The sequence below is a fragment of the Streptomyces davaonensis JCM 4913 genome (genome assembly GCF_000349325.1).
GTDB classification, from domain to species: Bacteria; Actinomycetota; Actinomycetes; order Streptomycetales; family Streptomycetaceae; genus Streptomyces; species Streptomyces davaonensis.
The window spans coordinates 5716514-5740893 of record NC_020504.1; the positions used below are offsets into that span (position 1 = coordinate 5716514).

17 protein-coding genes and 1 tRNA gene are annotated in these 24380 nt (G+C 72.3%); 7 read left to right on the forward strand and 11 right to left on the reverse strand.

Going from position 1 to position 24380, the window contains the following annotated elements; all coding sequences use genetic code 11:
* Nucleotides 1-69 precede the first annotated feature (69 nt).
* Together BN159_RS25405 and BN159_RS25410 are read right to left on the reverse strand one after the other, a co-directional pair.
* The gene (locus BN159_RS25405; RefSeq protein WP_015659863.1) at nucleotides 70-747 is read right to left on the reverse strand and encodes a TetR/AcrR family transcriptional regulator; all 678 of its coding nucleotides are present in this window, start codon (nucleotides 745-747) and stop codon (nucleotides 70-72) included.
* Nucleotides 744-1754, reverse strand: coding sequence for an acyl-CoA desaturase (locus BN159_RS25410; RefSeq protein WP_015659864.1), 1011 nt, complete (start codon nucleotides 1752-1754; stop codon nucleotides 744-746). The genes BN159_RS25405 and BN159_RS25410 overlap by 4 nt, the downstream gene beginning before the upstream one ends.
* A gap of 309 nt (nucleotides 1755-2063) precedes the next feature.
* On the opposite strand from BN159_RS25410, the gene ppc reads away from it, so the two are divergent.
* A complete protein-coding gene (gene ppc, locus BN159_RS25415; RefSeq protein ID WP_015659865.1) occupies nucleotides 2064-4805 on the forward strand; it encodes a phosphoenolpyruvate carboxylase in 2742 nt (913 codons plus the stop codon).
* A gap of 61 nt (nucleotides 4806-4866) precedes the next feature.
* Here ppc and BN159_RS25420 read toward each other — a convergent pair whose 3' ends face one another.
* Together BN159_RS25420 and BN159_RS25425 are read right to left on the reverse strand one after the other, a co-directional pair.
* Nucleotides 4867-5520, reverse strand: a complete 654-nt coding sequence (locus tag BN159_RS25420) for an LPXTG cell wall anchor domain-containing protein (RefSeq protein WP_015659866.1) — start codon at nucleotides 5518-5520, stop codon at nucleotides 4867-4869.
* Nucleotides 5521-5650: 130 nt separating this feature from the next.
* Complete coding sequence (locus BN159_RS25425) at nucleotides 5651-6139, reverse strand: hypothetical protein (RefSeq protein ID WP_015659867.1); 489 nt, start codon at nucleotides 6137-6139, stop codon at nucleotides 5651-5653.
* 133 nt (nucleotides 6140-6272) lie between these two features.
* On the opposite strand from BN159_RS25425, the gene BN159_RS25430 reads away from it, so the two are divergent.
* Nucleotides 6273-7475 (forward strand): lipase family protein, encoded by a 1203-nt coding sequence (locus tag BN159_RS25430; protein WP_015659868.1) that lies wholly within the window; start codon nucleotides 6273-6275, stop codon nucleotides 7473-7475.
* Nucleotides 7472-12214 carry a caspase family protein gene (locus BN159_RS46440; RefSeq protein WP_015659869.1) on the forward strand — a complete coding sequence of 1581 codons (4743 nt, stop codon included), beginning with the start codon at nucleotides 7472-7474 and terminating at the stop codon, nucleotides 12212-12214. Before BN159_RS25430 ends, BN159_RS46440 begins: the two co-directional genes overlap by 4 nt.
* On the opposite strand, the gene pth is transcribed toward BN159_RS46440, so the two are convergent.
* The 5 genes from pth to BN159_RS25460 all read right to left on the reverse strand — a co-directional run bounded on the left by pth (nucleotide 12171) and on the right by BN159_RS25460 (nucleotide 16435).
* Nucleotides 12171-12773, reverse strand: a complete 603-nt coding sequence (gene pth, locus BN159_RS25440; protein ID WP_041819832.1) for an aminoacyl-tRNA hydrolase — start codon at nucleotides 12771-12773, stop codon at nucleotides 12171-12173. The two genes, BN159_RS46440 and pth, sit on opposite strands and share 44 nt — an antisense overlap.
* Nucleotides 12774-12869: 96 nt before the next feature.
* Nucleotides 12870-13466: a 50S ribosomal protein L25/general stress protein Ctc gene (locus BN159_RS25445; RefSeq protein ID WP_015659871.1), complete on the reverse strand. Its 597-nt coding sequence runs from the start codon at nucleotides 13464-13466 to the stop codon at nucleotides 12870-12872.
* 197 nt (nucleotides 13467-13663) lie between these two features.
* The gene (locus tag BN159_RS25450; protein WP_015659872.1) at nucleotides 13664-14644 is read right to left on the reverse strand and encodes a ribose-phosphate diphosphokinase; all 981 of its coding nucleotides are present in this window, start codon (nucleotides 14642-14644) and stop codon (nucleotides 13664-13666) included.
* A 144-nt stretch (nucleotides 14645-14788) separates the two neighbouring features.
* The gene (glmU, locus tag BN159_RS25455; protein WP_078598875.1) at nucleotides 14789-16237 is read right to left on the reverse strand and encodes a bifunctional UDP-N-acetylglucosamine diphosphorylase/glucosamine-1-phosphate N-acetyltransferase GlmU; all 1449 of its coding nucleotides are present in this window, start codon (nucleotides 16235-16237) and stop codon (nucleotides 14789-14791) included.
* 126 nt (nucleotides 16238-16363) lie between these two features.
* Nucleotides 16364-16435, reverse strand: a tRNA-Gln gene (locus tag BN159_RS25460).
* Nucleotides 16436-16643: 208 nt separating this feature from the next.
* Between BN159_RS25460 and BN159_RS25465 the strand changes: the two genes are divergently transcribed.
* Entirely contained in the window at nucleotides 16644-17942 is a 1299-nt protein-coding gene (locus tag BN159_RS25465) for a sensor histidine kinase (RefSeq protein WP_015659874.1), read from the forward strand.
* A gap of 34 nt (nucleotides 17943-17976) precedes the next feature.
* Here the strand turns inward: BN159_RS25465 and BN159_RS25470 are convergent, their stop codons facing one another.
* Nucleotides 17977-18471, reverse strand: a complete 495-nt coding sequence (locus BN159_RS25470) for an SUKH-3 domain-containing protein (RefSeq protein ID WP_015659875.1) — start codon at nucleotides 18469-18471, stop codon at nucleotides 17977-17979.
* Nucleotides 18472-18511: 40 nt separating this feature from the next.
* The gene (locus BN159_RS25475; protein WP_041819834.1) at nucleotides 18512-19063 is read right to left on the reverse strand and encodes a YwqJ-related putative deaminase; all 552 of its coding nucleotides are present in this window, start codon (nucleotides 19061-19063) and stop codon (nucleotides 18512-18514) included.
* A gap of 290 nt (nucleotides 19064-19353) precedes the next feature.
* Here BN159_RS25475 and BN159_RS25480 point away from each other — a divergent pair, with 290 nt between their 5' ends.
* The 3 genes from BN159_RS25480 (at nucleotide 19354) to BN159_RS25490 (ending at nucleotide 24376) form a co-directional block, all read left to right on the forward strand.
* Nucleotides 19354-20361, forward strand: a complete 1008-nt coding sequence (locus BN159_RS25480; protein WP_015659877.1) for an SMI1/KNR4 family protein — start codon at nucleotides 19354-19356, stop codon at nucleotides 20359-20361.
* Between the two features lie 8 nt (nucleotides 20362-20369).
* Nucleotides 20370-23288 (forward strand): SUKH-4 family immunity protein, encoded by a 2919-nt coding sequence (locus BN159_RS44210; protein ID WP_078598876.1) that lies wholly within the window; start codon nucleotides 20370-20372, stop codon nucleotides 23286-23288.
* Nucleotides 23289-23488: 200 nt separating this feature from the next.
* A complete protein-coding gene (locus tag BN159_RS25490) occupies nucleotides 23489-24376 on the forward strand; it encodes a cellulose-binding protein (protein ID WP_015659880.1) in 888 nt (295 codons plus the stop codon).
* Nucleotides 24377-24380 lie beyond the last annotated feature (4 nt).

Consider the following 24380-nt stretch of genomic DNA (forward strand, 5'->3'; position numbering starts at 1 on the left):
TGCGATCACACGCACCAGACACCGCGCGGCCCGCCCTCCGGGCGGACGACGGGAATTGTCAGACGGGCCCTAACTCTTCCGGCGCCCTATGAGATGCGGCTTGGCCTCAAGCCCGTCCAGGCCGTGCCAGGCCAGGTTCACCAGATGGGCCGCCACCTCGGCCTTCTTCGGGCGGCGGACGTCCAGCCACCACTGGCCGGTCAGCGCGACCATGCCGACCAGGGCCTGGGCGTAGAGGGGGGCCAGCTTCGGGTCGAAGCCGCGGAGCTTGAACTCGCGGCCCAGGATGTCCTCCACCTGGGTGGCGATGTCCGAGATCAGCGAGGCGAACGACCCCGTGGACTGCGGGATGGGGGAGTCACGGACCAGGATGCGGAAGCCGTCCGTGTTCTCCTCGATGTAGTCCAGGAGCGCGAAGGCGGCCTGTTCGCACAGCTCGCGGGGGTGGCCCGCGGTCAGGGAACTCGTCACCATGTCCAGCAGCCGGCGCATCTCGCGGTCCACCACCACCGCGTACAGGCCCTCCTTGCCGCCGAAGTGCTCGTAGACCACCGGCTTGGACACCCCGGCCTTCGCCGCGATCTCCTCCACCGACGTGCCCTCGAAGCCCTTCGCGGCGAAGAGGGTGCGACCGATCTCCAGCAGCTGCTGGCGGCGCTCCGCACCGGTCATCCGGGTGCGACGCGCACGCCGCGGCTTCTCGTTGCTCGGGGTACTGCTGGAGTCGGTCGCCACGGCGTCAATCATGCCGCGTTCGCGGCCTTGGCCCCGCGCCGGGAGCGGTCTTCCTCGGTGTTACGGCGGGAATCGATACGCGAGCGTGACGGCCAGCGCACGTCGTACGCCCAGCCCGCCAGCTCGAACCAGCGGATCAGACGGGCGCTCGAATCGATCTGCCCGCGCATCACACCGTGCCGCGCCGAGGTCGGGTCGGCGTGGTGCAGGTTGTGCCAGGACTCGCCGCAGGACAGCACCGCCAGCCACCACACGTTGCCCGACCGGTCCCGCGACTTGAAGGGACGCTTGCCGACCGCGTGGCAGATGGAGTTGATCGACCAGGTCACGTGGTGCAGCAGGGCCACCCGGACGAGGGAGCCCCAGAAGAAGCCGGTGAACGCGCCCCACCAGGACCAGGTCACCAGGCCGCCGATCAGCGCGGGCAGCGCCAGCGACAGCATCGTCCAGTAGATGAACTGCCGGGAGATCGCCCGGAGCACCGGGTCCTTGACCAGATCCGGGGCGTACTTCTCCTGCGAGGTCTGCTCCTCGTCGAACATCCAGCCGATATGGGCCCACCACAGGCCCTTCATCAGCGCGGGCAGGGTCTCGCCGTACTTCCACGGCGAGTGCGGGTCGCCCTCGGCGTCGGAGAACTTGTGGTGCTTGCGGTGGTCGGCGACCCAGCGGACCAGGGGGCCCTCGACCGCCATCGACCCGGCGATCGCCAGCGCGATCTTCAGAGGGCGCTTCGCCTTGAAGGAACCGTGGGTGAAGTGACGGTGGAAACCGATCGTGATGCCGTGGCAGCCCAGGTAGTAGAAGAAGACCAGCAGGCCGAGGTCGAGCCAGCTCACTCCCCAGCCCCAGGCCAGCGGCACCGCCGCCAGCAGCGCCACGAACGGGACGGCAATGAAGAGCAGCAGCGCGATCTGTTCGATCGAGCGCTTCTGCTCGCCGCCGAGCGTGGCGGAGGTGGTCGTGGTGTCGTCGTTCGCCTGCGGGGCGTCTTCGATCACATCGGAGCTCGTGGTCATGGGCGTCCCCTGTGGGGTCGAGGGTGGTGAAGGCAGATGCCGGGTGGCTGCGGGAACCGTTCCCTGATTCCGTTACATCGGTCCCTACGGTTCCGTAACCTACGGCGTCGTAAGTATGGCAGCGCGTCGCCGGGCGGCAAGAGCCCGTGAGTCTGCGCGTCCGCACCGGCACCTATCCTTGTGTCGGTCGGACAGCGCGGTCCGCTCTGATTTCTTCCCGGATGTCCGTCCCGTATGCGGCAGCCGCCGCGCGGGACGTGCCCCCGGGTTCCCTCCAGACGAGCTTCAACACTGCAAGGAGCCGCACCTGTGAGCAGTGCCGACGACCTGACTACGAGCACCACGTCGACCAGCAGTGAGCTGCGCGCCGACATCAGGCGCCTGGGTGATCTCCTCGGCGAGACCCTCGTCCGGCAGGAGGGTCCAGACCTTCTCGACCTGGTCGAGAGGGTGCGTCGACTGACCCGCGAGGACGGCGAGGCCGCCGCCGAGCTGCTGCGCGGCACCGAGCTCGACACCGCGGCGAAGCTGGTCCGCGCCTTCTCCACCTACTTCCACCTCGCCAACGTCACCGAGCAGGTGCACCGCGGCCGCGAGCTGCGCGCCAAGCGGGCCGCCGAGGGCGGACTGCTCGCCCGTACGGCCGACCGGCTGAAGGACGCCGACCCCGAGCACCTGCGCGCCACGGTGCGGCACCTCAACGTCCGCCCGGTCTTCACCGCCCACCCCACCGAGGCCGCGCGCCGGTCGGTGCTGAACAAGCTCCGGCGCATCGCGACGCTTCTGGAGACCCCGGTCATCGAGGCGGACCGCCGGCGCTACGACACCCGTCTGGCGGAGAACATCGACCTCGTCTGGCAGACCGACGAGCTGCGCGTGGTCCGTCCCGAGCCCGCCGACGAGGCCCGCAACGCCATCTACTACCTGGACGAGCTGCACGCGGGCGCCGTCGGGGACGTCCTGGAGGACCTCACGGCCGAGCTGGAGCGGGTCGGCGTGAAGCTCCCGGACGACACCCGTCCGCTCACCTTCGGCACCTGGATCGGCGGCGACCGCGACGGCAACCCCAACGTCACCCCGCAGGTCACCTGGGACGTGCTGATCCTCCAGCACGAGCACGGCATCAACGACGCCCTGGAGATGATCGACGAGCTGCGCGGCTTCCTGTCGAACTCCATCCGCTACACCGGCGCCACCCAGGAGCTGCTGGACTCCCTCGCGGCGGACCTGGAGCGCCTGCCGGAGATCAGCCCCCGCTACAAGCGGCTGAACGCCGAGGAGCCGTACCGGCTCAAGGCCACCTGCATCCGGCAGAAGCTGGAGAACACCAAGACGCGGCTGGCCAAGGGCATCCCGCACGAGGACGGCCGGGACTACCTCGGCACCTCGGAGCTGCTGCACGACCTGACGCTGATCCAGACCTCGCTGCGCGAGCACCGGGGCGGGCTGTTCGCCGACGGCCGGATGAACCGCACCATCCGCACGCTGGCCGCCTTCGGCCTCCAGCTCGCCACGATGGACGTCCGCGAGCACGCCGACGCCCACCACCACGCCCTCGGGCAGCTCTTCGACCGGCTCGGCGAGGAGTCCTGGCGGTACACGGACATGCCGCGCGACTACCGGGCCAAGCTGCTCGCCAAGGAGCTCAGGTCCCGCCGTCCCCTCGCGCCCACCCCGGCGCCGGTGGACGCGGCCGGGGAGAAGACGCTCGGTGTCTTCCAGACGGTCAAGCGGGCGCTGGAGGTGTTCGGGCCCGAGGTGATCGAGTCGTACATCATCTCGATGTGCCAGGGCGCCGACGACGTCTTCGCGGCCGCGGTGCTGGCCCGCGAGGCCGGTCTGGTCGATCTGCACGCGGGCTGGGCGAAGATCGGCATCGTGCCGCTGCTGGAGACGACGGACGAGCTCAAGGCCGCCGACACGATCCTGGAGGACATGCTCTCGGACCCCTCCTACCGGCGGCTCGTCGCCCTGCGCGGCGATGTCCAGGAGGTCATGCTCGGCTACTCCGACTCCTCCAAGTTCGGCGGCATCACCACCTCGCAGTGGGAGATCCACCGCGCCCAGCGCCGGCTGCGCGACGTGGCCCACCGCTACGGCGTACGGCTGCGGCTCTTCCACGGCCGCGGCGGCACCGTCGGCCGCGGTGGCGGCCCCTCGCACGACGCGATCCTCGCCCAGCCCTGGGGCACCCTGGAGGGCGAGATCAAGGTGACCGAGCAGGGCGAGGTCATCTCCGACAAGTACCTGGTGCCGTCGCTGGCCCGGGAGAACCTGGAGCTGACCGTCGCGGCCACACTCCAGGCGTCCGCCCTGCACACCGCCCCCCGCCAGTCCGACGAGGCGCTGGCCCGCTGGGACGCCGCGATGGACGTCGTGTCGGACGCCGCGCACGCCGCGTACCGCAGGCTCGTCGAGGACCCGGACCTGCCGACGTACTTCCTCGCGTCGACGCCGGTGGACCAGCTCGCCGACCTGCACCTCGGCTCACGGCCCTCCCGCCGCCCCGGCTCGGGCGTCTCCCTCGACGGACTGCGCGCCATCCCGTGGGTGTTCGGCTGGACCCAGTCGCGGCAGATCGTGCCCGGCTGGTTCGGCGTCGGCTCCGGCCTGAAGGCGCTGCGCGAGGCGGGCCTGGACACCGTGCTCGACGAGATGCACGAGCAGTGGCACTTCTTCCGCAACTTCGTCTCCAACGTGGAGATGACGCTCGCGAAGACCGACCTGCGCATCGCCCAGCACTACGTCGACACCCTCGTCCCCGACGAGCTCAAGCACGTGTTCGACACCATCAAGGCCGAGCACGAACTGACCGTGCGCGAGGTGCTGAAGGTGACCGGCGAGACGGAGCTGCTCGACGCGACCCCGGCGCTGCGGCAGACCTTCAGCATCCGGGACGCCTACCTGGACCCGATCTCCTACCTCCAGGTCGCCCTGCTCAAGCGTCAGCGCGACGCGGCGGCCGCGGGCGAGCAGGCGGACCCGCTGCTGTCGCGGGCACTGCTGCTGACCGTGAACGGTGTGGCGGCGGGGCTGCGCAACACCGGCTGATTCCGGCCTGAAACGGGAAGGCGCCCCCCGAAGCTCTCGGGGGGCGCCTTTGCGTTGTGGGTCAGGCCTTGCGGCGGCGGTACATCAGGTAGCCGCCCGCGCCGACCAGCGCCGCGGCGACCGCGCTGAGCAGGCCCACCGGGGCGCCGTTGCCGGTCTCGGCGAGGTCGCCCTCAGGGGTGTCGCCCTGGGCCGAGGGGGCCGCGGAGGGGGAGGCGGAGCCGGCCGGCGACTCCTCGGAGGTGCCGGGGGTGGCCGAGGGCTCGGTGCTCGGAGCGGGGCCGGCGGACTCCCCGGTGTCGTCCGAGTCCTCGCAGTCCGTCCAGAACACCTTGTGCTTGGCCGAGCCGTGCTCGCCGTCGAAGTTCCAGAAGAGCTTGTAGTGGCCGTCCGGCAGGGTCATGTCGTCGGTACGGCCGTGGCCCTCGGCGTCCAGGGTCAGCTCGCCGGACTTCACCGTCTCGCCCTTGACGTCCGCCGTCGGGGCCCAGGACTCGATGTGCCAGTCGACCTCCTGTGCACCGTCGAAGCCGAAGGCGTCGAGGTAGAAGGAGCAGACGTGGGGCTCGTTCTTGCGGAGCTCCTCGCCGGTGGTGGCATCGTGGATCTTCACGGTGCCGTTGTCGCCGGGCGGGGTGGCATGGGCGGCGGGGGCGAGGAGCAGGGCCGCCGCGGCGACGGCGGACAGGGCGCCGGCGCGAGTGAGGGTACGCATGGGGCAGTCCATCTTCGTGACATGAACGGGAAGATGTGGAGGGGGCGGCTCAGCATCCAGCAACCGCGAACTCCAGGTCAATCACGAACAGACAACACTGAGTTTCTTCACAAGGTCACGGCTGTATCCGTCACATCGTCAGGAACGCGCCCGTGAGCAGGGCGACCCCCGTGCCCGCCAGCGCCCAGGCGGCCCGCGTGCGCCCCAGGCCGCCCGCCACCACGACCGAGGTGAGTAACAGCGCCCCGCCGAGCGGCACCCACGCGTAGAGCACGCCGGCCGGCCCGGAGCGGACGACGTCGTCGGAGCCCGGCTTGATGACGACCGTGTACGTCTGCCCCTTGCGCACCGCGGCCGTGTGCTCGATGGAGACCCGGTCCCGGGGCTGCGAGCCCTGCGAGACAGGGGTGTAGGAGCCGGTGCAGACGTCCCCGGCGCAACGCGTCACCGTGACGGTGCCGCTCTCGCGCCCCTTGGTGAGCATCACGTGCTGGGCGGTGCCCCAGGACGCCCAGACGCCCGCGATCAGGATCAGCGCCGCGACCGTACCCATCGCCGCCACGCGCCCGAACCGCAGTGCGGACACGGCGCCCCGGCTGGACATCACGGCTGTTGGCATGGCCGCGATCCTTGGCCATTGCGTTGCCGAAAGTCAATGTCGGTCTTGGCGGGAACTCCAGCGGCCCCTGCCGACTTTCTTAAAATGAACGGATGGTGACCGGCACCGCGGTGCCGTGAGACGGGGGAGACCGATGAGCACTCTGCTGTTCGTCCACGGCACGGGTGTGCGCCGGTCCGCCTACGTCGGGATGCTGACGCTCCTGCGCGACACCATGGCCGTGCACGCCCCCGGCGCGCGGGTCGAGGAGTGCTACTGGGGCGACGGCTTCGGCGTGCCGGAAGGTGTGGGCGCCGGCGCGCTGCCCGGCGCCGAACCCGCCCAGGCCGACACGGAATCCGTGCCCCTGAAGGACCTCCCCGAAGACGACCGCGGCGCCCTCGCCTGGGGACTGCTCTACGAGGACCCGCTCTCCGCGCTGCGCCGCCCCGAGGAGGGCGCCTTCCGCGGCCGGGTCGCCGACCGCACCGGCCCCCAGGTCGCCCGGCGCGCGCGTGCCCTCGCCGTCGAACCGCCCGAGTCCCTCGCCGCCCTGCTCGCCGACCCGCGCGTGCGCGAGGAGTTCGCCGCCTCCGTCACCGCCGTTCTCGACAGCGCCGAGGGACAGGAGGCCGTCACCCGCGGGTTAGGTCCGGGAGAACTCCCCGCCGCCCTCGCCACCGCCGTCGTCGCCCATCTCCTCGGCGGCGCCCAGCGGCGCGGCAACCCCGTGCTGTGGAGCGCCGAGCAGCGCGACGACGCCGTCCGTGCCCTGACCACCGCCCTCGGCGGCGTGCCGCGCGGGGCCGTCGACCGCGCCCTGCTGCGCGCCTCCTGGTGGACCGCCCAGCGGTTCGGGGTGCTCGGCCGCGTCCAGAAGAACCGCGCCGAGATCATGACCGGCGTCCACCCCAGGCTGGGCGACGTCCTCAAGTACCTGGCCCGCGGCCACCAGTTGCGCGGCTTCATCAAGGACCGGCTCGCGCGGGTCGACGGCCCCGTCGTCCTGCTCGGGCACAGCCTCGGCGGGATCGCCGCCGTCGACGTCTTGATCGAGGGGGAGTTCAGCGGCGTCGACCACCTCGTCACCGTCGGCTCCCAGGCCGCCCATCTGCACGAGATCGGCGCCCTGCCCTGCCTCGACCCCGGCAAACCGCTGCCCGAGCACTTCCCCGCCTGGACCAACTTCTACGACCGGCGCGACCTGCTCGGCTTCCCCGCGGCCCCCGTCTTCCCGCGCCGGGTCGAGGACGTCGAGATCAACACCAAGGAGCCCTTCCCGGCCGCCCACAGCGCCTACTTCGCCCGCCCGGACTTCCAGCGGCGGCTGGCCGGCATCCTGCGGGCGGGCGCATGAGCGCGGAGCTGTCGGGGATCACCCCCGAGCGGACCCGGGCGATCCTCGTCGGCGCCGAGAGCTACGGCGGCGACCCCTTCCACGACCTCGCGGGCTCCGCCCAGGACGCCCTCGGCCACGCCCGCTGGCTGCGCGAGAACGGCGTCCCCGCCGAGAACATCCGGCTCTGTGTCTCCCCGCTCGACAGCGCCCGCGACCGAACCGCCGCCACCGCCAGCGCCCTCGGCATCCCGCTGCTCGGCGCCGACCACGACACCGTCCGCCGGATCATCCGGGACGAACTGCCCGAGTGGGACGCCGATCTGCTCTGGCTCGCCTGGAGCGGCCACGGCGCCATCACCTCCGGCACCGCCCGCCACCTCCTCGTCCACGCCGACGCCAGACCGTACGAGGAGGCCGCGCTCGACACCGCCAACCTCCAGAACGCCCTGCTGTACAACCCGCGTTACCAGCGCATCCGGCACAAGGTCGTCAGCATCGACGCCTGCCGCAACCACGTGGAGACACTGGACGCCTTCGGCTGGAGCCACATCGGCACCGGCCCGCCGACCCGGACCACCAGCCGCCTCCTCCTCCTGCACGCCACCCAGGACGGCGATCTCTCCTACGGCGACGAACGCGGCGGCGCCTTCACCCGCGCCCTGCTAGCCGAACTCGCCGCGGCGCAGGGGCCCTGGCCGCCCGACCCACGGCCGCTGATCGAGCAGGTCCGCGGCCGGATGGCCGCCGACGCCGACGTACTCCAGATCCCCTCGATCGACGCCCGCACCTGGGACGCCGAGCCCCTGCACTACGCCGGCTACCGCCCCCGTACCCGCCCCTCCTGGCTGCTGACCACCGACGAGGTCCTGCGCCGCCTCGGCAACCGCGGCACCTACCTCACCAACGACGCCCTGCCCTACGTCGCCCCCGAGGACCCCGCCCACCCGGCCCGCCCCGAGAACCTCCTCGCCCGGCTCGACGACCCCGGCCGCGGCCGCTTCGGCGCCCCCGGCTGCGGGCTGCTCCTCACCGGTCTCGCCGGTGCCGGGAAGACCCGTACCTGCCTGGAGATCGCCGCCCTCGCCGAGCGCAGCGGCTGGCAGGTGCTGCACATCCACGAGGCGGGCGCGCTCTCCGCGCGGGTGCTGTTCGAGGAGATCCAGGAGGAGTTGAAGGACCGTCAGGACCAGCGGGTGCTGCTGGTGCTGGACTATCTCGACCAGTACAGCCTCGATCTGCGCGACCTCGCCGACCTGCTGCACGCCGAGCGGGCCGAGGGCGCCCGGATCGCCTGCCTCGCCTCTGTCCGCCCCGGCGCCCTGGCCGAGGTGCGCGAACGCGGCTCGCGCACGCTGTTCGAGGAGGTCGAGCTCGAACAGGCCGAGGCCCATCTGCGGACCGTCGCCGCCCGCATCTTCGAGGAGGTCGCCCCGAACGCCTTCCACGCGTGGGGCGCCGAGGACATGGCCCGGATCTGCGGCACCCGGCCCATCCTCGCGCTGCTGCTGGCCATCGCCTTCGAGAGCACCCTCGACCAGAGTCCCGACCAGCAGGACGGCGACCGGCCCGCCGTACCGCCACCGGCCGACCTGGTCGACTGGCTCAACCGGCGTACCCGCCGGGACATCGCCTCCGCCGACGGCGCCAAACGCGGGGAGCCCGACCCCGTCCTGGTCCGGGCCAGCGCGCTCGCCACCCTCGCCTGCGTGCAGCGGCGCACCGCAGTCGAGGACGCCGTCGACCGCTTCTTGGAGCACCAGCCCGGTACCCACCACACCGGCGAGAGCATCGTCGACAACCTGGAGGCGCTCGGCTGGCTGGTCACCACCACCGACGGACCCGACACCGTCGACACCATCCACGACATCGTCACCGACCAGCTGCTCGAACAGAGCTTTCTGCCGCAGGCCGTCACCGTCGACACCCCCGTCCTGCGCGCCTTCCTGGACGCCCTGCTCGGCGACCTCACCACCTTCCGCCGGGCCGTCGGACACCTCAGCCGCTGGGCACACGACCAGAGCGAACCCGTACGCAAGAAGCTCGCCGCCACCCTGTCCAAGTGGCTCACCCGACAGGCCGCCGACGTCCTCGCGCTGCTGCTGTCCACCCCCGAACAGGGCATGCGCACCCTCGTCGCGATGAGCTCCGCCACGCCCTGGCAGCAGGCCGTCATCGACACCTGGGACGACCTCGCCGGGCCCTGGATCGACCGGACCACCCAGCCGGGGCTGGTCCGCGTGCTGCTGACCGACGCGATCCGCAACAGCCCCCGGCCCGTCCCGCCCGTCCTCCTCGACCGCGCCCGCGCCTGGCTCGACGAGCACACCGCGACCGACCTCGACGCCCTCCAGCTCATCAGCGCCCTGCGCCGCACCGACGCCTCCGGCGACCTGGGCGGCATCGGCGGCTCCGGTGATTCCGGCGGCTTTGGTGTTCCTGGCGGCCCCGGGGGTCCTGGCAGCTCCGGTGTTCCCGGCAGCCCTGGCGGCCCCGGCGGCTCTGGTGTTTCTCGCGGCCCCGGCGCCCCCGGAGTTCCCGGCAGCCCCAACAACTCCGGTGCCCTCGACGACCCCGCCGCCGAGCGGCGCGCCCATCTCGACGCCTTCACCCTCACCTGGCTCGAAGCCCACGGCGGCGCCCGCGAGGCGCGGTACGCCCTGCTCGCGCTGCTCACCTCCCAGCGCGACGGCGACCCCGCGCCCGGCCCCGCCGTCATCGAGCAGGCCACCCGCACCACCATCGCCCTCGCCCACCAGCTGCGCGGCCAGCCCGACACCGAGCGGCTCATCACCGCCCTGATGCGCACGGCCCGCACCGACGAGGACGACAGCAACCTCCTGCACACCGCCGCCCGCGACTGGCTCGCCCTCTACCGCGGTCGCGAACGCGCCACCTTCCTGATCTCCGCCACCCTGCGCCGCCGAGACCCCGACGTCCGGCCCGGCCTCGCCGAGCACCTCGGCCGGTACGCCCTGGACTGGCTCGTCGTGCACGGCCGCAAGGAGAAGGCCTGCTTCGTCCTGCACGACGTCCTCAGCCGCCGCGGCCAGCCGGTGACCGTGGAGCGGCGCGCCATCGATCACGCCCTGAAGTGGCTCGCCCGCAACGGCACCACCCCGCCGGCCTCCTTCGTCCTCCAGCCGCTCCTCCAGGTGCTGCGCAGACAGCGCGCGAGCGCCGACGCCGACCAGCTCGCCCAGGCCGTCGACCGGGCCCTGACCTGGACGGACCTCCATCCCACCGTGCCCGGCGCCGACTTCGTCATACGCAACCTCCTCGAATGGCAGGGCCTGGCCACCCGGGAGCACGACGAGCCCACCATCATCCGCAGAACCCTCGAACCGGCCGTCGACTGGCTGGACTCCTTCGGCGTCGGCGCCGCCGACGACCGGCTCCTGAAAGCCGTCTTCTTCCGCACCCACGCCCTGACCGGGGAACAGACCGCACGCGTCACCGCCGTGGCCCTCGACCGGCTGCCCGAAGCCCCCGAGGAGAGCGACCGCCACATCATCGGCGGCCTGCTGCGCGCCGCCGGACCGCTGCCCGTGGAGACGAAGAACGCCGCGCTGGCCCGCGCCACCGCCTGGCTCACCGCCTACGGCAGCGGAGTCGAGGCCGCCCTGGTCCTCGGCCCCTATCTGCTGCTCGCCCAGCCCGCCGACATACCCGCCGACACCAGGAAGACCGGCGCCGGCCTCGCCCTGGACTGGCTGCGGACCCACGGCCACACCCCGCAGGCGTTCGCCGTGCTCCGCAAGATGCTCTTCTACTGGGACGTGGCCACCGACACCCTCGACGCCGGCCAGGTCATGCACACCACCATCGACCACATCCTCGACTGGCTGGAGGACCCGGAGGCCCACAGTCCGCGGCCCGCGGCGCCGGAGGACACCGGCGACTCCGCCGAGGACGAACCCGCCGTACGCCTTCCCGAGGACGCGGACGCCGACACCGAGGACGCCGCCGACCCCGCCGGATACCGGCGCCAGGTCCTCGTCCGCGTCCTGTTCCGCTTCGGCGCCCGCCTCACCACCGCACAGGCCCAGCGCGCCGCCGACATCGCGCTGCGCCTCTACCGCGACCGCTCACGCGAGGAGATCGGCGAGGACAGCGCCCTGCACTATCTGCACCGGCTGCCGCCGCTGCCCGCCGAGACCGAGCAGCGGCTGCTCCGCCAGGTCCGGCGGGTGCTCACCCCCGGCCTCACCAACCCCGCCGACGCCCGTCTCCTCCAGGCCGCCGTACGACGGCTGCGCGGCGCCGAGGACCCCGATCCGCGGATCGTCGTACGGGCGGTGAACTGGCTCGACCGCCACCACCGCATCCCGGAGGCCGGATTCGTGCTGTGCCATCTGCTCCAGTTCGAGAACCTGCCGAAGGATGCCGAGCAGCCCACGCTCACCCACGCCCGGAACTGGCTGAAAAAATACGGCGACACCGAGAACGCCGCCTACGTCCTGGCGCCTCTGCTGCTGCGCAGAGAACAGGCCGGGGCACCCGACGACGGCATCGTCGCCCAGGCCCTCGGCTGGCTCGCCGGACACGGCACCAGCGCGCCCGCCTGGCGCGTGATCTCCCGCCTCGCCGACTACACCCCGGCCGCGGACCACCGCGACACCCTGCACGGGTACCCTCTCGCCTGGGCCGCCGCGAACCCTGACACCGCCGACCCCGAACGGCTGATCGCGGCCTTCACGGGGGACCCCGCGGAGGCTACGAGTTGTACGTCCCCTGAGCCCGCTCCAACCCCTCGATGACCAGGCACTCCACCGCGTCCGCCGCCCGGTCCACGAAGTAGTCCAGCTCCTTGCGCTCGGCACCGGAGAAGTCCTTCAGCACGAAGTCGGCGACCTGCATCCGCCCCGGCGGACGGCCGATCCCGAACCGCACCCGGTGATAGTCCGAGCCCATCGCCTTCGTCATCGACTTCAGACCGTTGTGCCCGTTGTCGCCGCCGCCGAGCTTCAGCCGCAGCGTGCCGTGGTCGATGTCCAGCTCGTCGTGGATGGCGACGATGTTCGCCACCGGCACCTTGTAGAAGTCCTTGAGCGCGTTCACCGGCCCGCCCGACAGGTTCATGAACGACATCGGCTTCGCCAGGATCACCCGCCGGTTCATCGGCCCGGGCGGCCCGATCCGCCCCTCCACGACCTGGGCCTGCGCTTTCCCGGCCCGCTTGAACCTCCCCCCGATCCGCTCGGCCAGCAGATCCACCACCATGAACCCGACGTTGTGCCGGTTCATGGCGTACTCGGGTCCGGGATTGCCGAGGCCGACGATCAGCCAGGGTGCGCTCGGATCGGAAGTCACGTCCATATCTCCTTGATATGCCACAGCCGCCGCTTCCGGGCAGGAAGCGGCGGCTGGGTCGATACGGCTACCGCTGCGGGCGTCCGCCCACAGGGATCAGGCTCAGGCCTCCGCGGCCTCTTCGCCCTCGGCGGCCTCGCCCTCCGGGGCCTCCTCGGCCTGCGCGGCCAGGACCTGGAGGACGACCGCGTCCTCGTCGACGGCCAGGGTCACACCGTTGGGGAGCTTGATGTCCTTGGCGAGGACGGAGGCGCCGGCCTCCAGGCCCTCGACGGACACGGTGACGGCCTCGGGGATGTGCGTGGCCTCGGCCTCGACCGGAAGCGCGTTGAGCACGTGCTCCAGCAGGTTGCCACCGGCGGCCAGCTCGCCCTCGGCGTGGACCGGGATCTCGACGGTGACCTTCTCGCCGCGCTTCACGAGCAGCAGGTCGACGTGCTCCAGGAAGCCCTTGATCGGGTCACGCTGCACGGACTTCGGGATCGCCAGCTCGTTGGTCTTGCCGTCGATGTCCAGGGAGATCAGGACGTTCGGCGTACGCAGCGCGAGCAGCAGCTCGTGGCCCGGAAGGGTCAGGTGCACCGGGTCCGAGCCGTGGCCGTAGAGGACACCGGGAACCTTGTTCTCGCGGCGGACGCGACGGGCGGCACCCTTGCCGAACTCGGTGCGGGTCTCGGCGGTGAGCTTCACCTCGGACATATTGATCACTCCTCGTATGGGTGAGAGACGGACACGGTCACCCGGCCACGATCGGCCTGCTACGAAGAGCGCGTCGATAACGGACCGCCGTACACAAAGGCGTACGGCCTCCCTCGCCGAGCAACTCGGGAAGTCTACTCGGCAGGAGAGGCCGTACAGAAATCGATCAAGCGCCTTGCCGCTTGTCGATCAGCGGCTCACTGCTCGTCGAACAGGCTCGTCACCGAACCGTCCTCGAACACCTCACGCACCGCGCTCGCGATCGTCGGGGCGATCGACAGCACCGTGAGCTTGTCGAGGTCGTCCGCCAGCTCACCCGGCGTCGGCAGGGTGTTGGTGAAGACAAACTCGCTGACCCGGGAGTTCTTCAGCCGGTCGGCGGCCGGGCCGGAGAGCACACCGTGCGTCGCCGTCACGATGACGTCCTCCGCGCCGTGCGCGAACAGCGCGTCCGCCGCGGCGCAGATCGTGCCACCGGTGTCGATCATGTCGTCGACCAGCACGCACACCCGGCCCTTGACCTCGCCCACGACCTCGTGGACGGTCACCTGGTTCGCCACGTCCTTGTCGCGCCGCTTGTGCACGATCGCCAGCGGCGCGCCGAGCCGGTCGCACCAGCGGTCGGCGACCCGCACCCGGCCGGCGTCCGGGGAGACCACGGTCAGCTTCTCGCGGTCCACCTTGCGGCCCACGTAGTCCGCCAGCAGCGGCAGCGCGAACAGGTGGTCCACCGGGCCGTCGAAGAAGCCCTGGATCTGGTCGGTGTGCAGATCGACCGTGAGGATGCGGTCGGCACCGGCCGTCTTCATCAGGTCCGCGATCAGACGCGCCGAGATCGGTTCACGCCCACGGTGCTTCTTGTCCTGCCGGGCGTAACCGTAGAACGGCACGATGACCGTGATGGAACGGGCCGACGCGCGCTTCAGGGCGTCGATCATGATCAGCTGCTCCATGATCCACTGGTTGATCGGAGCCGTGTGGCTCTGGATCACGAAGCAGTCCGCACCGCGCGCCGACTCCTGATAGCGGACATAGATCTCGCCGTTGGCGAAGTCGAAGGCCTTCGTCGGGACGACCCCGACACCCAGCTGGTGGGCGACCTCCTCGGCAAGCTCGGGGTGGGCGCGGCCGGAGAAGAACATCATCTTCTTCTCGCCGGTCGTCTTGATCCCGGTCACAGCACTGTCTCCTCAGAGGTGTCTCAGCTGGATGCGAGAGGGGCCGCACCAGCCCGTCCCGGCTGGCACGAGCGGCCGTCTCAGCTGGTTAGGTGCGGATGTGCACTTATCACGGTACGCCGTCGCAGACGCGCCTGTTTCCAGTCAGCTTTCGCCTTCCGGCTCCCGGGACGCCGCCTCGGCGGCCTTCGCCGCGGCGCTCCCCGGACGCTTACGGGCCACCCAGCCCTCGATATTCCGCTGCTGACCACGGGCCACGGCCAGCGAACCGGGCGGAACATCCTTGGTGATCACGGACCCGGCGGCGGTGTACGCGCCGTCCCCGACCGTGACAGGAGCCACAAACATGTTGTCCGAACCCGTCCGGCAGTGCGACCCGACGGTGGTGTGGTGTTTGTCCTGTCCGTCGTAGTTCACGAAGACGCTGGCCGCGCCGATGTTCGTGTACTCACCGATCGTCGCGTCCCCGACATAGGACAGATGCGGAACCTTCGTCCCCTCGCCGATGGACGCGTTCTTCGTCTCGACGTACGTCCCGATCTTGCCCTTCGCCCCCAGCCGGGTGCCCGGCCGCAGATAGGCGAACGGCCCCACGGTCGCCTCGGCGCCCACGTCGGCCCGGTCCGCCACCGTGTTGTCGACCCGCGCGCCCGCACCCACCCGGGTGTCGGTCAGCCGGGAGTTCGGGCCCACCTCCGCGCCCTCGCCGAGGTGCGTGGCGCCCAGGAGCTGTGTCCCCGGCTGCACCACGGCGTCCCGCTCGAAGGTCACCGTGACATCGATCCAGGTGGTCGCCGGGTCCACCACCGTCACACCGGCCAGCATCGCGTCGGTCAGCAGCCGGTCGTTGAGGATCCGCCGCGCCTCGGCCAGCTGCACCCGGTTGTTGATGCCCGCGATCTCGCGGTGGTCGCCCGCCACCGAGGCGCCGACCCGGTGCCCCGCCTCGCGCAGGATCCCGAGGACGTCGGTCAGGTACTCCTCGCCCTGGCTGTTGTCGGTACGCACCTTCTTCAGGGCGTCGGACAGCAGCGCGCCGTCGAAGGCGAACACCCCGGAGTTGATCTCCCGGATCGCCCGCTGCGTCTCGTCGGCGTCCTTGTGCTCCACGATCGCGGTCACGGCGCCGGAGGCCGCGTCCCGCACGATCCGGCCGTAGCCGGTGGCGTCCGGCACCTCGGCGGTCAGCACGGTGACGGCGTTGCCGTCCGCGGAGTGGGTGGCGGCGAGGGCCTGGAGGGTGGCGCCGGTGAGCAGCGGGGTGTCACCGCAGACGACGATGACGGTGCCGTCGACCGAACCGCCGAGCTCCTCGAGGCCCATCCGGACGGCGTGCCCGGTGCCGTTCTGCTCCGCCTGCACGGCCGTACGCACCTCGGTGTCGACCTCGGCGAGATGCGCGGTGACCTTCTCGCGGGCGTGTCCGACGACCACGACGAGCTGCTCGGGCCGCAACTCACGCGCGGCGGCGAGCACATGACCCACGAGGCTGCGTCCGCAGATCTCGTGCAGAACCTTGGGTGTGGTCGACTTCATACGGGTGCCCTCACCCGCTGCGAGAACGACGACGGCTGCCGGGCGAATGGCGCTCACGGGGTTGCCCTTCGGCTTTTGGGATGGTGAGGGGTGGACATCCGCAGGATACCGGGGCGTTTCGTGAGGGATATGAGAGCGGGCCCCGACTGAGGTGTGCCCAGTCGAGGCCCGAAACGTGAAAGGCTCCCCCGCCAGGACTCGAACCCGGACAGATGGCACCAAAAGCCACAGTGCTGCCAATTACACCACGGGGGAAAATCTCGACTAAGCCGGACATTTGAACCGGTCGTCGAGCGGTGGCCTCCCACTATGCCGTACCGGGCCCCTTCCGTGCGACGGTTCAACTCGGCGCCCACCGTGCCGCACCGCCCGGAATATTCGGTTCCGGGGCTGAACGGCGTGGTGTAGGCCAGTCGGCGAAACTCGCCGGAAAAGCGGTGGCCCACGCCCGTAGGCTGGAGGCATGACCACGACGGGGGAAGACCACGCCGGGGCCCATGCCGGGCCGTGGTGGTGGGCGAGGTGGCGCAGTGCCGTGCTGGACATAGGTCTGGCCGCGGTGTCCGCGCTGGAGTGCGGGGCGAAAGGGTTCAGCTTTGCCGCGGACGCGGGGATACCGCGGGCCCTGGGCGTGCTGTTCGGGGTGCTGGCCGGTTCGGTCCTGGTGGTGCGGCGGCGGTGGCCCATCGCCGTCGTCCTCGTCTCCATCGCCGTCATGCCGGCCCAGATGGGCTTCCTGATGATCATCGTCGGCCTGTACACCCTGGCCGCCTCGGAGGCACCCCGCCGGATCATCGCCGCGCTGGCCGGGATGTCCCAGGTCGGCATGTTGATCGTGACGTTCGTATGGCTGCGGCAGGGCGTGGACCAGGGCGATCTCCAATTCGGGGACTGGTTCGTGCCGTTCGGCGCGATCACCACCTCGCTCGGGATGACCGCCCCTCCGCTGCTGCTCGGGCTGTACGTGGGCGCCCGGCGCCGTCTGATGGAGTCGCTCAGGGAACGGGCGGACAGCCTGGAGCGGGAGCTCCAGCTGCTCGCGGAGCGCGCCGAGGAGCGGGCCGAGTGGGCGCGCGGCGAGGAGCGGACCCGGATCGCGCGGGAGATGCACGACGTCGTGGCGCACCGGGTGAGCCTGATGGTCGTCCACGCCGCCGCGCTCCAGGCGGTCGCGCGCAAGGACCCGGAGAAGGCGGTCAAGAACGCCGCCCTGGTCGGTGACATGGGCCGGCAGGCGCTGACCGAGCTGCGGGAGATGCTCGGTGTGCTGCGCGCCGGGGACGGTGTGGCCGAGCGGCGTCCGGCGGTGCCGCTGGCGGCGGTGGGCGCTGCGGCAGCGGCGGCGGCCTCGCGGGCCGCGGAGGAGGCCGAGGGGCCGTGTCTGTCCGAACTGGACGAGCTGATCGGCCAGTCCGCGGCGGCGGGGATGGTGGTCGACCTCTCGGTCGAGGGGGACGTGCGGGACTACGCGCCCGAGGTGGAGCAGACGGCGTACCGCGTGGTGCAGGAGGCGCTGACCAACGTCCACAAGCACGCGGCGGGCGCGAAGACGTACGTACGGCTCGCGCACCGGGTGTCGGAGATCGCGATGCAGGTGGAGAACGAGCCCCCGCCGGAGGCGGCGTCCTCGGCGCGGCTGCCCTCGGGCGGCAACGGCCTGGTGGGGATGAAGGAGCGCGTCTCCGCGCTGGGCGGGGTGTTCGTGTCGGGGCCGACGGATGCCGGGGGGTTCCGGGTGTCCGCGGTGATTCCGGCGGCGTGAGGCCCGGTTCTACGGAGTGCGGCTTCTACGGCGCTCAGGGCGCCGTGAGCCGTACCGGTTCCGTGCCCGCCACCAGCGTGGTCAGGGCCATGTCGATGTCGGCGCCGAGGTACCAGTCCCCGGTGTGGTCGAGGGTGTAGACCCGGCCCTCGGTGTCGATGGCGAGCAGGGCCTGGGTGTCGGTCTCGGCGCCGAGCGGGCAGACCTCGGTGTCCAGGGCGCGGCCGAGGTCGCCGAGGGTGCGGGCCATGTGCAGTCCGTGCAGCGGGTCGACGTGCACCCGCGCCGGGGCGACCTGGCGGCCGGGTCCTGGCGGGGTGATGTGCAGTCCGCCGAACTCGGCCCACGCCTCCACCGCGGCGGGGAAGACGGTGTGCCGGTGCCCGGCCGGGGAGGCGTGCTCGCGCAGGACGTCGGCCCAGATCTCGGCCTGCTTGATGTCCCAGCGCCCGGGCTGCCAGCCGGCGGCGCGCAGGGCGGCGTCGACGGGCACGGGGAAGCGGGTCGTGGAGGTGCGGTCCGGTTGCATCTGCCCTCGATCGTGCGGGTGTCGGGAATGGCGTCGGTCGTCAGTCGTCGGCGTTCGCGGGGTCGACGACACGGACGCCGAAGTGCGCGCTGAGGGCGGCGCAGGCGCGGCAGGGGGCGGCGAAGCCGCCGTGCAGCGGGTCACCGTCCTCGCGGATGCGGCGGGCGGTGAGCTTGGCCTGCCGGAGTGCCTTGCGCGCTTCGCCGTTGGTCATCGGTTTGCGGGCGGCACGTTTGCTGCGGGTGGCGTCTACGTTGGCGATGTGCCGGGAGATCAGGATCGCCTCGGCGCAGCGGCCGGTGAACCGGTCGCGCTGGGCGCTGGTCAGCGTGTCCAGGAAGTCCTGGACGAGCGGGTGCAGCGCGGGCGGCTGGTCGCCGCGGGCGGCGGTGCCGGTGAGGGTGGCGCCGCGGACCGAGAGGGCGGCGGCGACGGTGGGGAGTATGCCGTCACGACGGTGGCGCAGAGTGGGCGCGTGCGGGGCCTCGGTGGCGCTCCAGCCGATCCGGGGGTCGCCGGACGCCTGGCTCACGGAGGTGCCGGATTTCGGGCCCCCGTGTGGTCCTGTCTGCGTCGCATTCATGATCGTCATCCCCTCCCGAGCATCCCCCCGGACGACACAGAGTGCCAAATGGCGTGGCTGGTGCGGAAGCTGGGGCGGTGCGACACGCCCGGGTTTGGGCAGGCTGTCACGGCAGGGTGACGGCTGGTCACGGAAGCGGAGGGGCCCTGACCGGTGCCCGGTGACCCGTGTCGTCGTACCGCATAGGCTGTCGGCACCGCGATCCATGCGGTTGACGCGTGGAGAGAAGTCGATACGGGGCGTAATGGCCGAGGAGGGTCATCGCGTGCCGTACCAGAACGCCGCAGGGGGCAACCGCCATGACGACAGGTCGGCTCGGGCAGCGAGCCGTGCCGCCGAACGCGGCCTACGCCGGACAGGTCGTGCACTTCCCGGACCCGGTCAGAGCCGCCCGTCACCCGAGGGGGGTACGGGTGGACGAGCACGGCTACCCCGACTTCTCGGCGTACGCGCGCGCGGCCGCGGAGATCGCGGAGCCGCCGGAGGGTTTCGGCGTCGACGAACTGCGCCTGACGGACTACGTGTCGGCGAACGCGGCACTCGCGGCCACCGGGCACGAACTGTGGGACACCATCCCGCCGGTGGCGACACCGCACGGCTGGACCTGGCATCACGTCGTGGGAACTCGGCGGCTTCAGCTGGTCCCCGTCGAGGTCAAGGCGCTGCTGCGGCATCACGGCGGGATCGCGACGGCAGCCGTGGACCACAACAGGCGGGGCACGCGGCCGCTTCAGGAGACGCGTCCCGCGCACATCGGGCTGCCCAAGTCCGGGGTGGCGGTGAGCGAGTCGCAGGTGCTGGGCGTCGAGGAGGAACTCGGGTACCGGCTGCCGGGCGCCTACCGCTCCTTCCTGAAGGCCGCGGGCGGCTGCGCGCCGGTGGGCACCGCGCTCGACGCGGAGCTGGGGCTCCTGATCGACCAGCCGTTCTTCACGGTGCGGGACGAGGCGGCGGTCAATGACCTGGTCTACGTCAACAAGTGCCTGCGGGACCATCTGACCAAGGACTATCTGGGCGTCGGCTTCGTCCAGGGCGGCCTGCTGGCCGTGAAGGTGAAGGGCGAGCGGATCGGGTCGGTGTGGTTCTGCGCGTACGACGACGCGCGGGACGTCGATCCGTCCTGGGCGCCGGCGGACCGCGTGCAGCGGCTGCTGCTGCCGTGCGGTGACGACTTCGACGTCTTCCTCTCCCGTCTCGCGGGTTCGCCACCGGAGTTGGAGACGGTGGCGAATCTGATGGTCGACGGTGGATTCGCCCGTTCCGTGCCGGTGTCCGATTCCGTGTCCGACTCCATGTCGGGGGAGTGATTTTCGCGATGGTGACGTTCGCTCAGGCGCAGGAACGCGCGGAGGAGTGGATCAACGGCGAGGTGCCGTCGTACCAGCACCGCGAGGTGCGGGTACGGGAGTTCGAGCTCGGCTTCGTGGTCTGGGCCGAGGACCGCTCGGACGGTCCGCGCTCGGACGGCGGCGCACAGCGGCTGGTCATCGCCCGGGACAGCGGCGAGGCCACGCTCTGGCCCGCGCTGCCGGTCGGCGAGGTGATCCGCCGGTACGAGGAGGAGTACGGCCGTCCCGACGCGGAGCCGGAGCCCGCGCCGGCGGCTCCCGCGCGCGTGGACCTGAACCAGACGTCGTTCCTGCTGACGCCGCCGGAGTGGCTTCAGGAGGCGGCGGATCAGCTGGGGATTCCGGGGCGCCGGGGTGGGGACACGTCGGGGGCCGGGGTTGGTGCGGGTTCGGGTGCTGGCTCGGGGTCCGGTGTGGGCGCTGGTGCCGGTGCGGGCGTCGGGGCCGGAGCCGGGGCTGGGGCTGGGGCTGGGGCGCTTCCGGAGACGCAGGCCGGGGTGCCGGGGGTCGGTTCCGGTGTGGGTGGTGCGGCTGCCGCGAGTGCGCCGACTCCCGCGCCGGGGGCGCCTGTTGCGCCCGGGGGGAGTGCGGCTTGGCCGGACGCCGGTGCGAGTGATGGTGGCGGGGGCGCTGGGGCGTCTGCTGGGGCGCACGGTGGTTCGAGTGCGCCGGCCGGGGCGACTCCCTGGGCCGGTACGGACACCAACGCGGACGCCGGCGAGGACCGTTCCGTCCCGCTGCCCGCGACTGTGTTCGCGCCGCCGCTGAGCGAGATCGACGACAACACCCCACCGCCTGCCGCGCCGGACGCGAAGACGGCGCTGATCTCGGGCGGGAGCCAGCTTCCGCGGACGACGCTCGCACCGGCGCTCGACGACCCGAACGCGCCGGGCGTGCCTGGCGGGACGCCGGCGCCTGGTGTTCCGAACGCGCCGGGCGCGCACGGTGTGCCCGGCGGTACCCCCGCTCCGGGGACGCCGTCGTACGGATTCCCGCAGGGGCCGGGTGGTGCGGGCGGGCCGGGTACGCCCCCTCCGGGCGCCCCCGCGCCGGGTGCCACGCCTCCGCCGCACGCGGGCGCACCCTCTCCCGGCTACCCGCAGGGTGGCCCCGACAGCGCGCCGGGTCGGCCCCTCGCACCCAATGCCGGGGACATCGCCGACGCCGCGACGAGCAAGGCGGCGCCTCCACCGAACCGCGCGCGGGGCGGCGTGAACCCTCCGCCTCCGCCGAGCGCCCCGGGTGCGCCGGGCGCGCGTCCGGGCGCCACGCCGCCGCCCGCGCCGTCCGGTCCCGGTGCGCCGGGTACGCCTGCGGGTGGCTACGTGCCCACGCAACTCGTCTCCGCGCTCGGCCCCGAAGGACCTGACGGCCCCGCCGGTCCGGGCGCACCGCAGCCCCCCGGCGCACCGACCCCGCCGGGCGCCCCCAAGCCGCCCGGTGCGCCGGGTGCGCCTGGCGGCACGCCTCCGGGCGGTGTGCACCACGCGGCCACGATGCTGGCCGACCCGAGTCAGCTGGGCGGGGGAGTGGGCGCTCCCGGCGCGCAGGGATTGCCGAGCGCCCCGGGCATGCCGAACCCGCCGGGCGCACCCGGAATCCCGGGCGCCCCTGGTGCACCTGGCGCCCCCGGCGCACCGCAGCCTCCGGGCGCCCCCGGCATGCCCGGTGCCCCCGGCGCCGGTGGTCCCGCCAGTAGCGGGCGCGGTGCCGTGCACCACGCGGAGACCGTGCTGTCGGCGCCCCCGGTGGGTGGCCCCGGCGCGCCCCCGCCACCGCACGCCCCCGGCGTGCCCGGTGCTCCGGGCGCCCATCAGGCGCCGATGCCCCCCGGTGCGATGCCGCCGCCCGGTCAGCCCCTCCCCGGTCAGCAGCCTCCGGCGTACGGCTATCCGCAGCAGCCCACCGGTCAGCCGACCGTGGGCCCGGGCTACCAGGCCGTGCTGCGGTACCGCGCGCAGGACGGTTCCGAGCAGCAGTTGATCCGGCGCTCGGCGCCGGGTACGCCGCACCCGGAGTGGCAGATCTTCCACGAGCTGCGCGCCATGAACGTGCCGCCGGACCAGGTGCTGGAGCTGCACACCGAGCTGGAGTCGTGCGAGCTGCCGGGTGCCTACTGCGCGCGGATGATCCGGGAGCAGTGGCCGCAGGCGCGGATCACGAGCATCGCGCCGTACGGTACGGACCACGCGAGCCGGCAGCAGGGCATGCAGCAACTGCTGGCGCACCAGGGCGAGCTGCACCAGGTGGCGGACGGCCCCGCGCGGCTCGCGCCGGTGCGGGCGCCGCTGTCGCAGGTGCAGCCCACGCCGCCGATCCCCCCGGAGGGGATCGCGCAGGAGATGGCGGGCGCGTTCGGACCGGGAGTCTTCCGGTTCGAGCAGGCCGCCGTGTCCCGGCAGGGCGTACCGCCGATCGTCGCGCACACCTTGGTCGCCGCGGGCCTGCCGATGGACATGGGCCCCTTCTTCTGGGCGCAGGCCCAGCCGGGGCGGCCGGTGCCGACGCTTGCGGAGCTGGCGGCCGAGCGCGGCGTGCAGCCGGCCGCGGACGCGGGCTCGTACCTCGTGATGGGCAGCGACTTCGGCCGGGCGATCTGTGTGCAGTACGGGACCGCCAACATCGTCGCCGTGCCGGTGGAGGCGGGTCCGGGCGGTGCCCCGGTGCCGCCGCAGTTCGTGAACACCGGGCTGCCCGAGTTCCAGCGCTGCCTGGCGCTGCTAGGCCGGATGTGGCGGCTGAGGTTCGGGCTGAACCAGGAGCAGGCGGGCCGCTGGACCGTCGACTTCCAGGCCCAGCTCGCCTCCCTCGACCCGGCGGCGCTCGGCTCGCCGGAGAGCTGGTGGTCGGTCCTGCTGGAGCAGATGTGGGACGGCCTGCTGTGACGCGCCGCCGCTGAGCGGCACGCACGCGTGGAAGCCGGGTTCGGTCGCGAAGACCGGGCCCGGCTTCGTCGTACACACCGCCGAAGGGTGGTGACCGTGACCTGCGCCCGGAGTGTCGCGTTATGTACCTCCAATCCCGATACATCAAGATGTCCGCGAATTCATGATTTCGCGTCCGTCCGATGGAGAGGGGTTCCCGCATGAGCGGCACACCGGTCCGGCCTCGTGGCTTCCTGGCCGTACGAGGGCGCGGCTACCGTCCCGAGCAGGTCGACGCGTACGCCGCCGCGCTCTCCCAGGACCGGGACGCCGCCTGGGAGCGCGCCGCCCGGCTGACCGTGCTCGCCAAGGAGATGGAGGCCGAGGCGGTACGGCTGCGCGAGACCGTGGCGCGGCTCGCGCCGCAGACGTACGACGCGCTCGGGGAGCGCGCGCGGCACATCTTCCAGCTCGGCCTTGAGGAGGCCGCCGCCGTGCGCGAGGGCGCCCGCCAGGAGGCGCAGCGCCTCGCGGAGGCGGCGCAGGCGCACGCGGACGGCGTGCACGGCGCGGCAGAGGCGCACGCCGAATCCGTACGCGCCGAGGCGGAGGAGCGCGCCCGTCAGCACCTGCTCGTCGCGCGCGCCGAGGCGGACGAGACCCGGATCGAGGCCCGGCGCGTGGTCAAGGAGAGCCGCGGTGAGGCGCTCACCGCCCTGCGCGAGATGCGTCAGCGCACCACCGGAATGCTCGCCGAGCAGGACAAGGAACACGCCGAGCGCTGGGCCGAGTTCGAGCGCCGGGCCGAGGAGCGCGCGACCGCGGCCGAGACCCGGCACGCCGAACAGGTCGCCCGCGCGGAGGCCGCGCTGTCCGACGCCAAGCAGGCGCTCGCCGACGCCGAGGCCGCGGGGCGGCAGCGCCAGGAGGAGGCTCGCGCGCGGGCCGCGGAGGTGCTCGCGGGGGCGCACCTGCGCGAGGAGCGGATCGCGCGCGAGACCGAGCGCGTCCTGCGCGAGCACGGGGAGCGCTGGGACGACGTGAGCGCCCACATGGACCACGTACGCAACAGCCTCATCACGCTCACCGGGCGGGCCGCGGCGGAGTAGTGAA

Coding starts and splice junctions, on each gene's coding strand:
- BN159_RS25470 (WP_015659875.1), bottom strand. CDS start 18,471: ATGCAACCGGACCGCACCTCCACGACCCGCTTCCCCGTGCCCGTCGAC.
- BN159_RS25405 (WP_015659863.1), bottom strand. CDS start 747: ATGATTGACGCCGTGGCGACCGACTCCAGCAGTACCCCGAGCAACGAG.
- BN159_RS44210 (WP_078598876.1), top strand. CDS start 20,370: ATGGTGACGTTCGCTCAGGCGCAGGAACGCGCGGAGGAGTGGATCAAC.
- BN159_RS25410 (WP_015659864.1), bottom strand. CDS start 1,754: ATGACCACGAGCTCCGATGTGATCGAAGACGCCCCGCAGGCGAACGAC.
- BN159_RS25475 (WP_041819834.1), bottom strand. CDS start 19,063: ATGACGATCATGAATGCGACGCAGACAGGACCACACGGGGGCCCGAAA.
- BN159_RS25430 (WP_015659868.1), top strand. CDS start 6,273: ATGAGCACTCTGCTGTTCGTCCACGGCACGGGTGTGCGCCGGTCCGCC.
- BN159_RS25465 (WP_015659874.1), top strand. CDS start 16,644: ATGACCACGACGGGGGAAGACCACGCCGGGGCCCATGCCGGGCCGTGG.
- BN159_RS25420 (WP_015659866.1), bottom strand. CDS start 5,520: ATGCGTACCCTCACTCGCGCCGGCGCCCTGTCCGCCGTCGCCGCGGCG.
- BN159_RS25425 (WP_015659867.1), bottom strand. CDS start 6,139: ATGCCAACAGCCGTGATGTCCAGCCGGGGCGCCGTGTCCGCACTGCGG.
- pth (WP_041819832.1), bottom strand. CDS start 12,773: ATGGACGTGACTTCCGATCCGAGCGCACCCTGGCTGATCGTCGGCCTC.
- BN159_RS25445 (WP_015659871.1), bottom strand. CDS start 13,466: ATGTCCGAGGTGAAGCTCACCGCCGAGACCCGCACCGAGTTCGGCAAG.
- BN159_RS25490 (WP_015659880.1), top strand. CDS start 23,489: ATGAGCGGCACACCGGTCCGGCCTCGTGGCTTCCTGGCCGTACGAGGG.
- BN159_RS46440 (WP_015659869.1), top strand. CDS start 7,472: ATGAGCGCGGAGCTGTCGGGGATCACCCCCGAGCGGACCCGGGCGATC.
- BN159_RS25480 (WP_015659877.1), top strand. CDS start 19,354: ATGACGACAGGTCGGCTCGGGCAGCGAGCCGTGCCGCCGAACGCGGCC.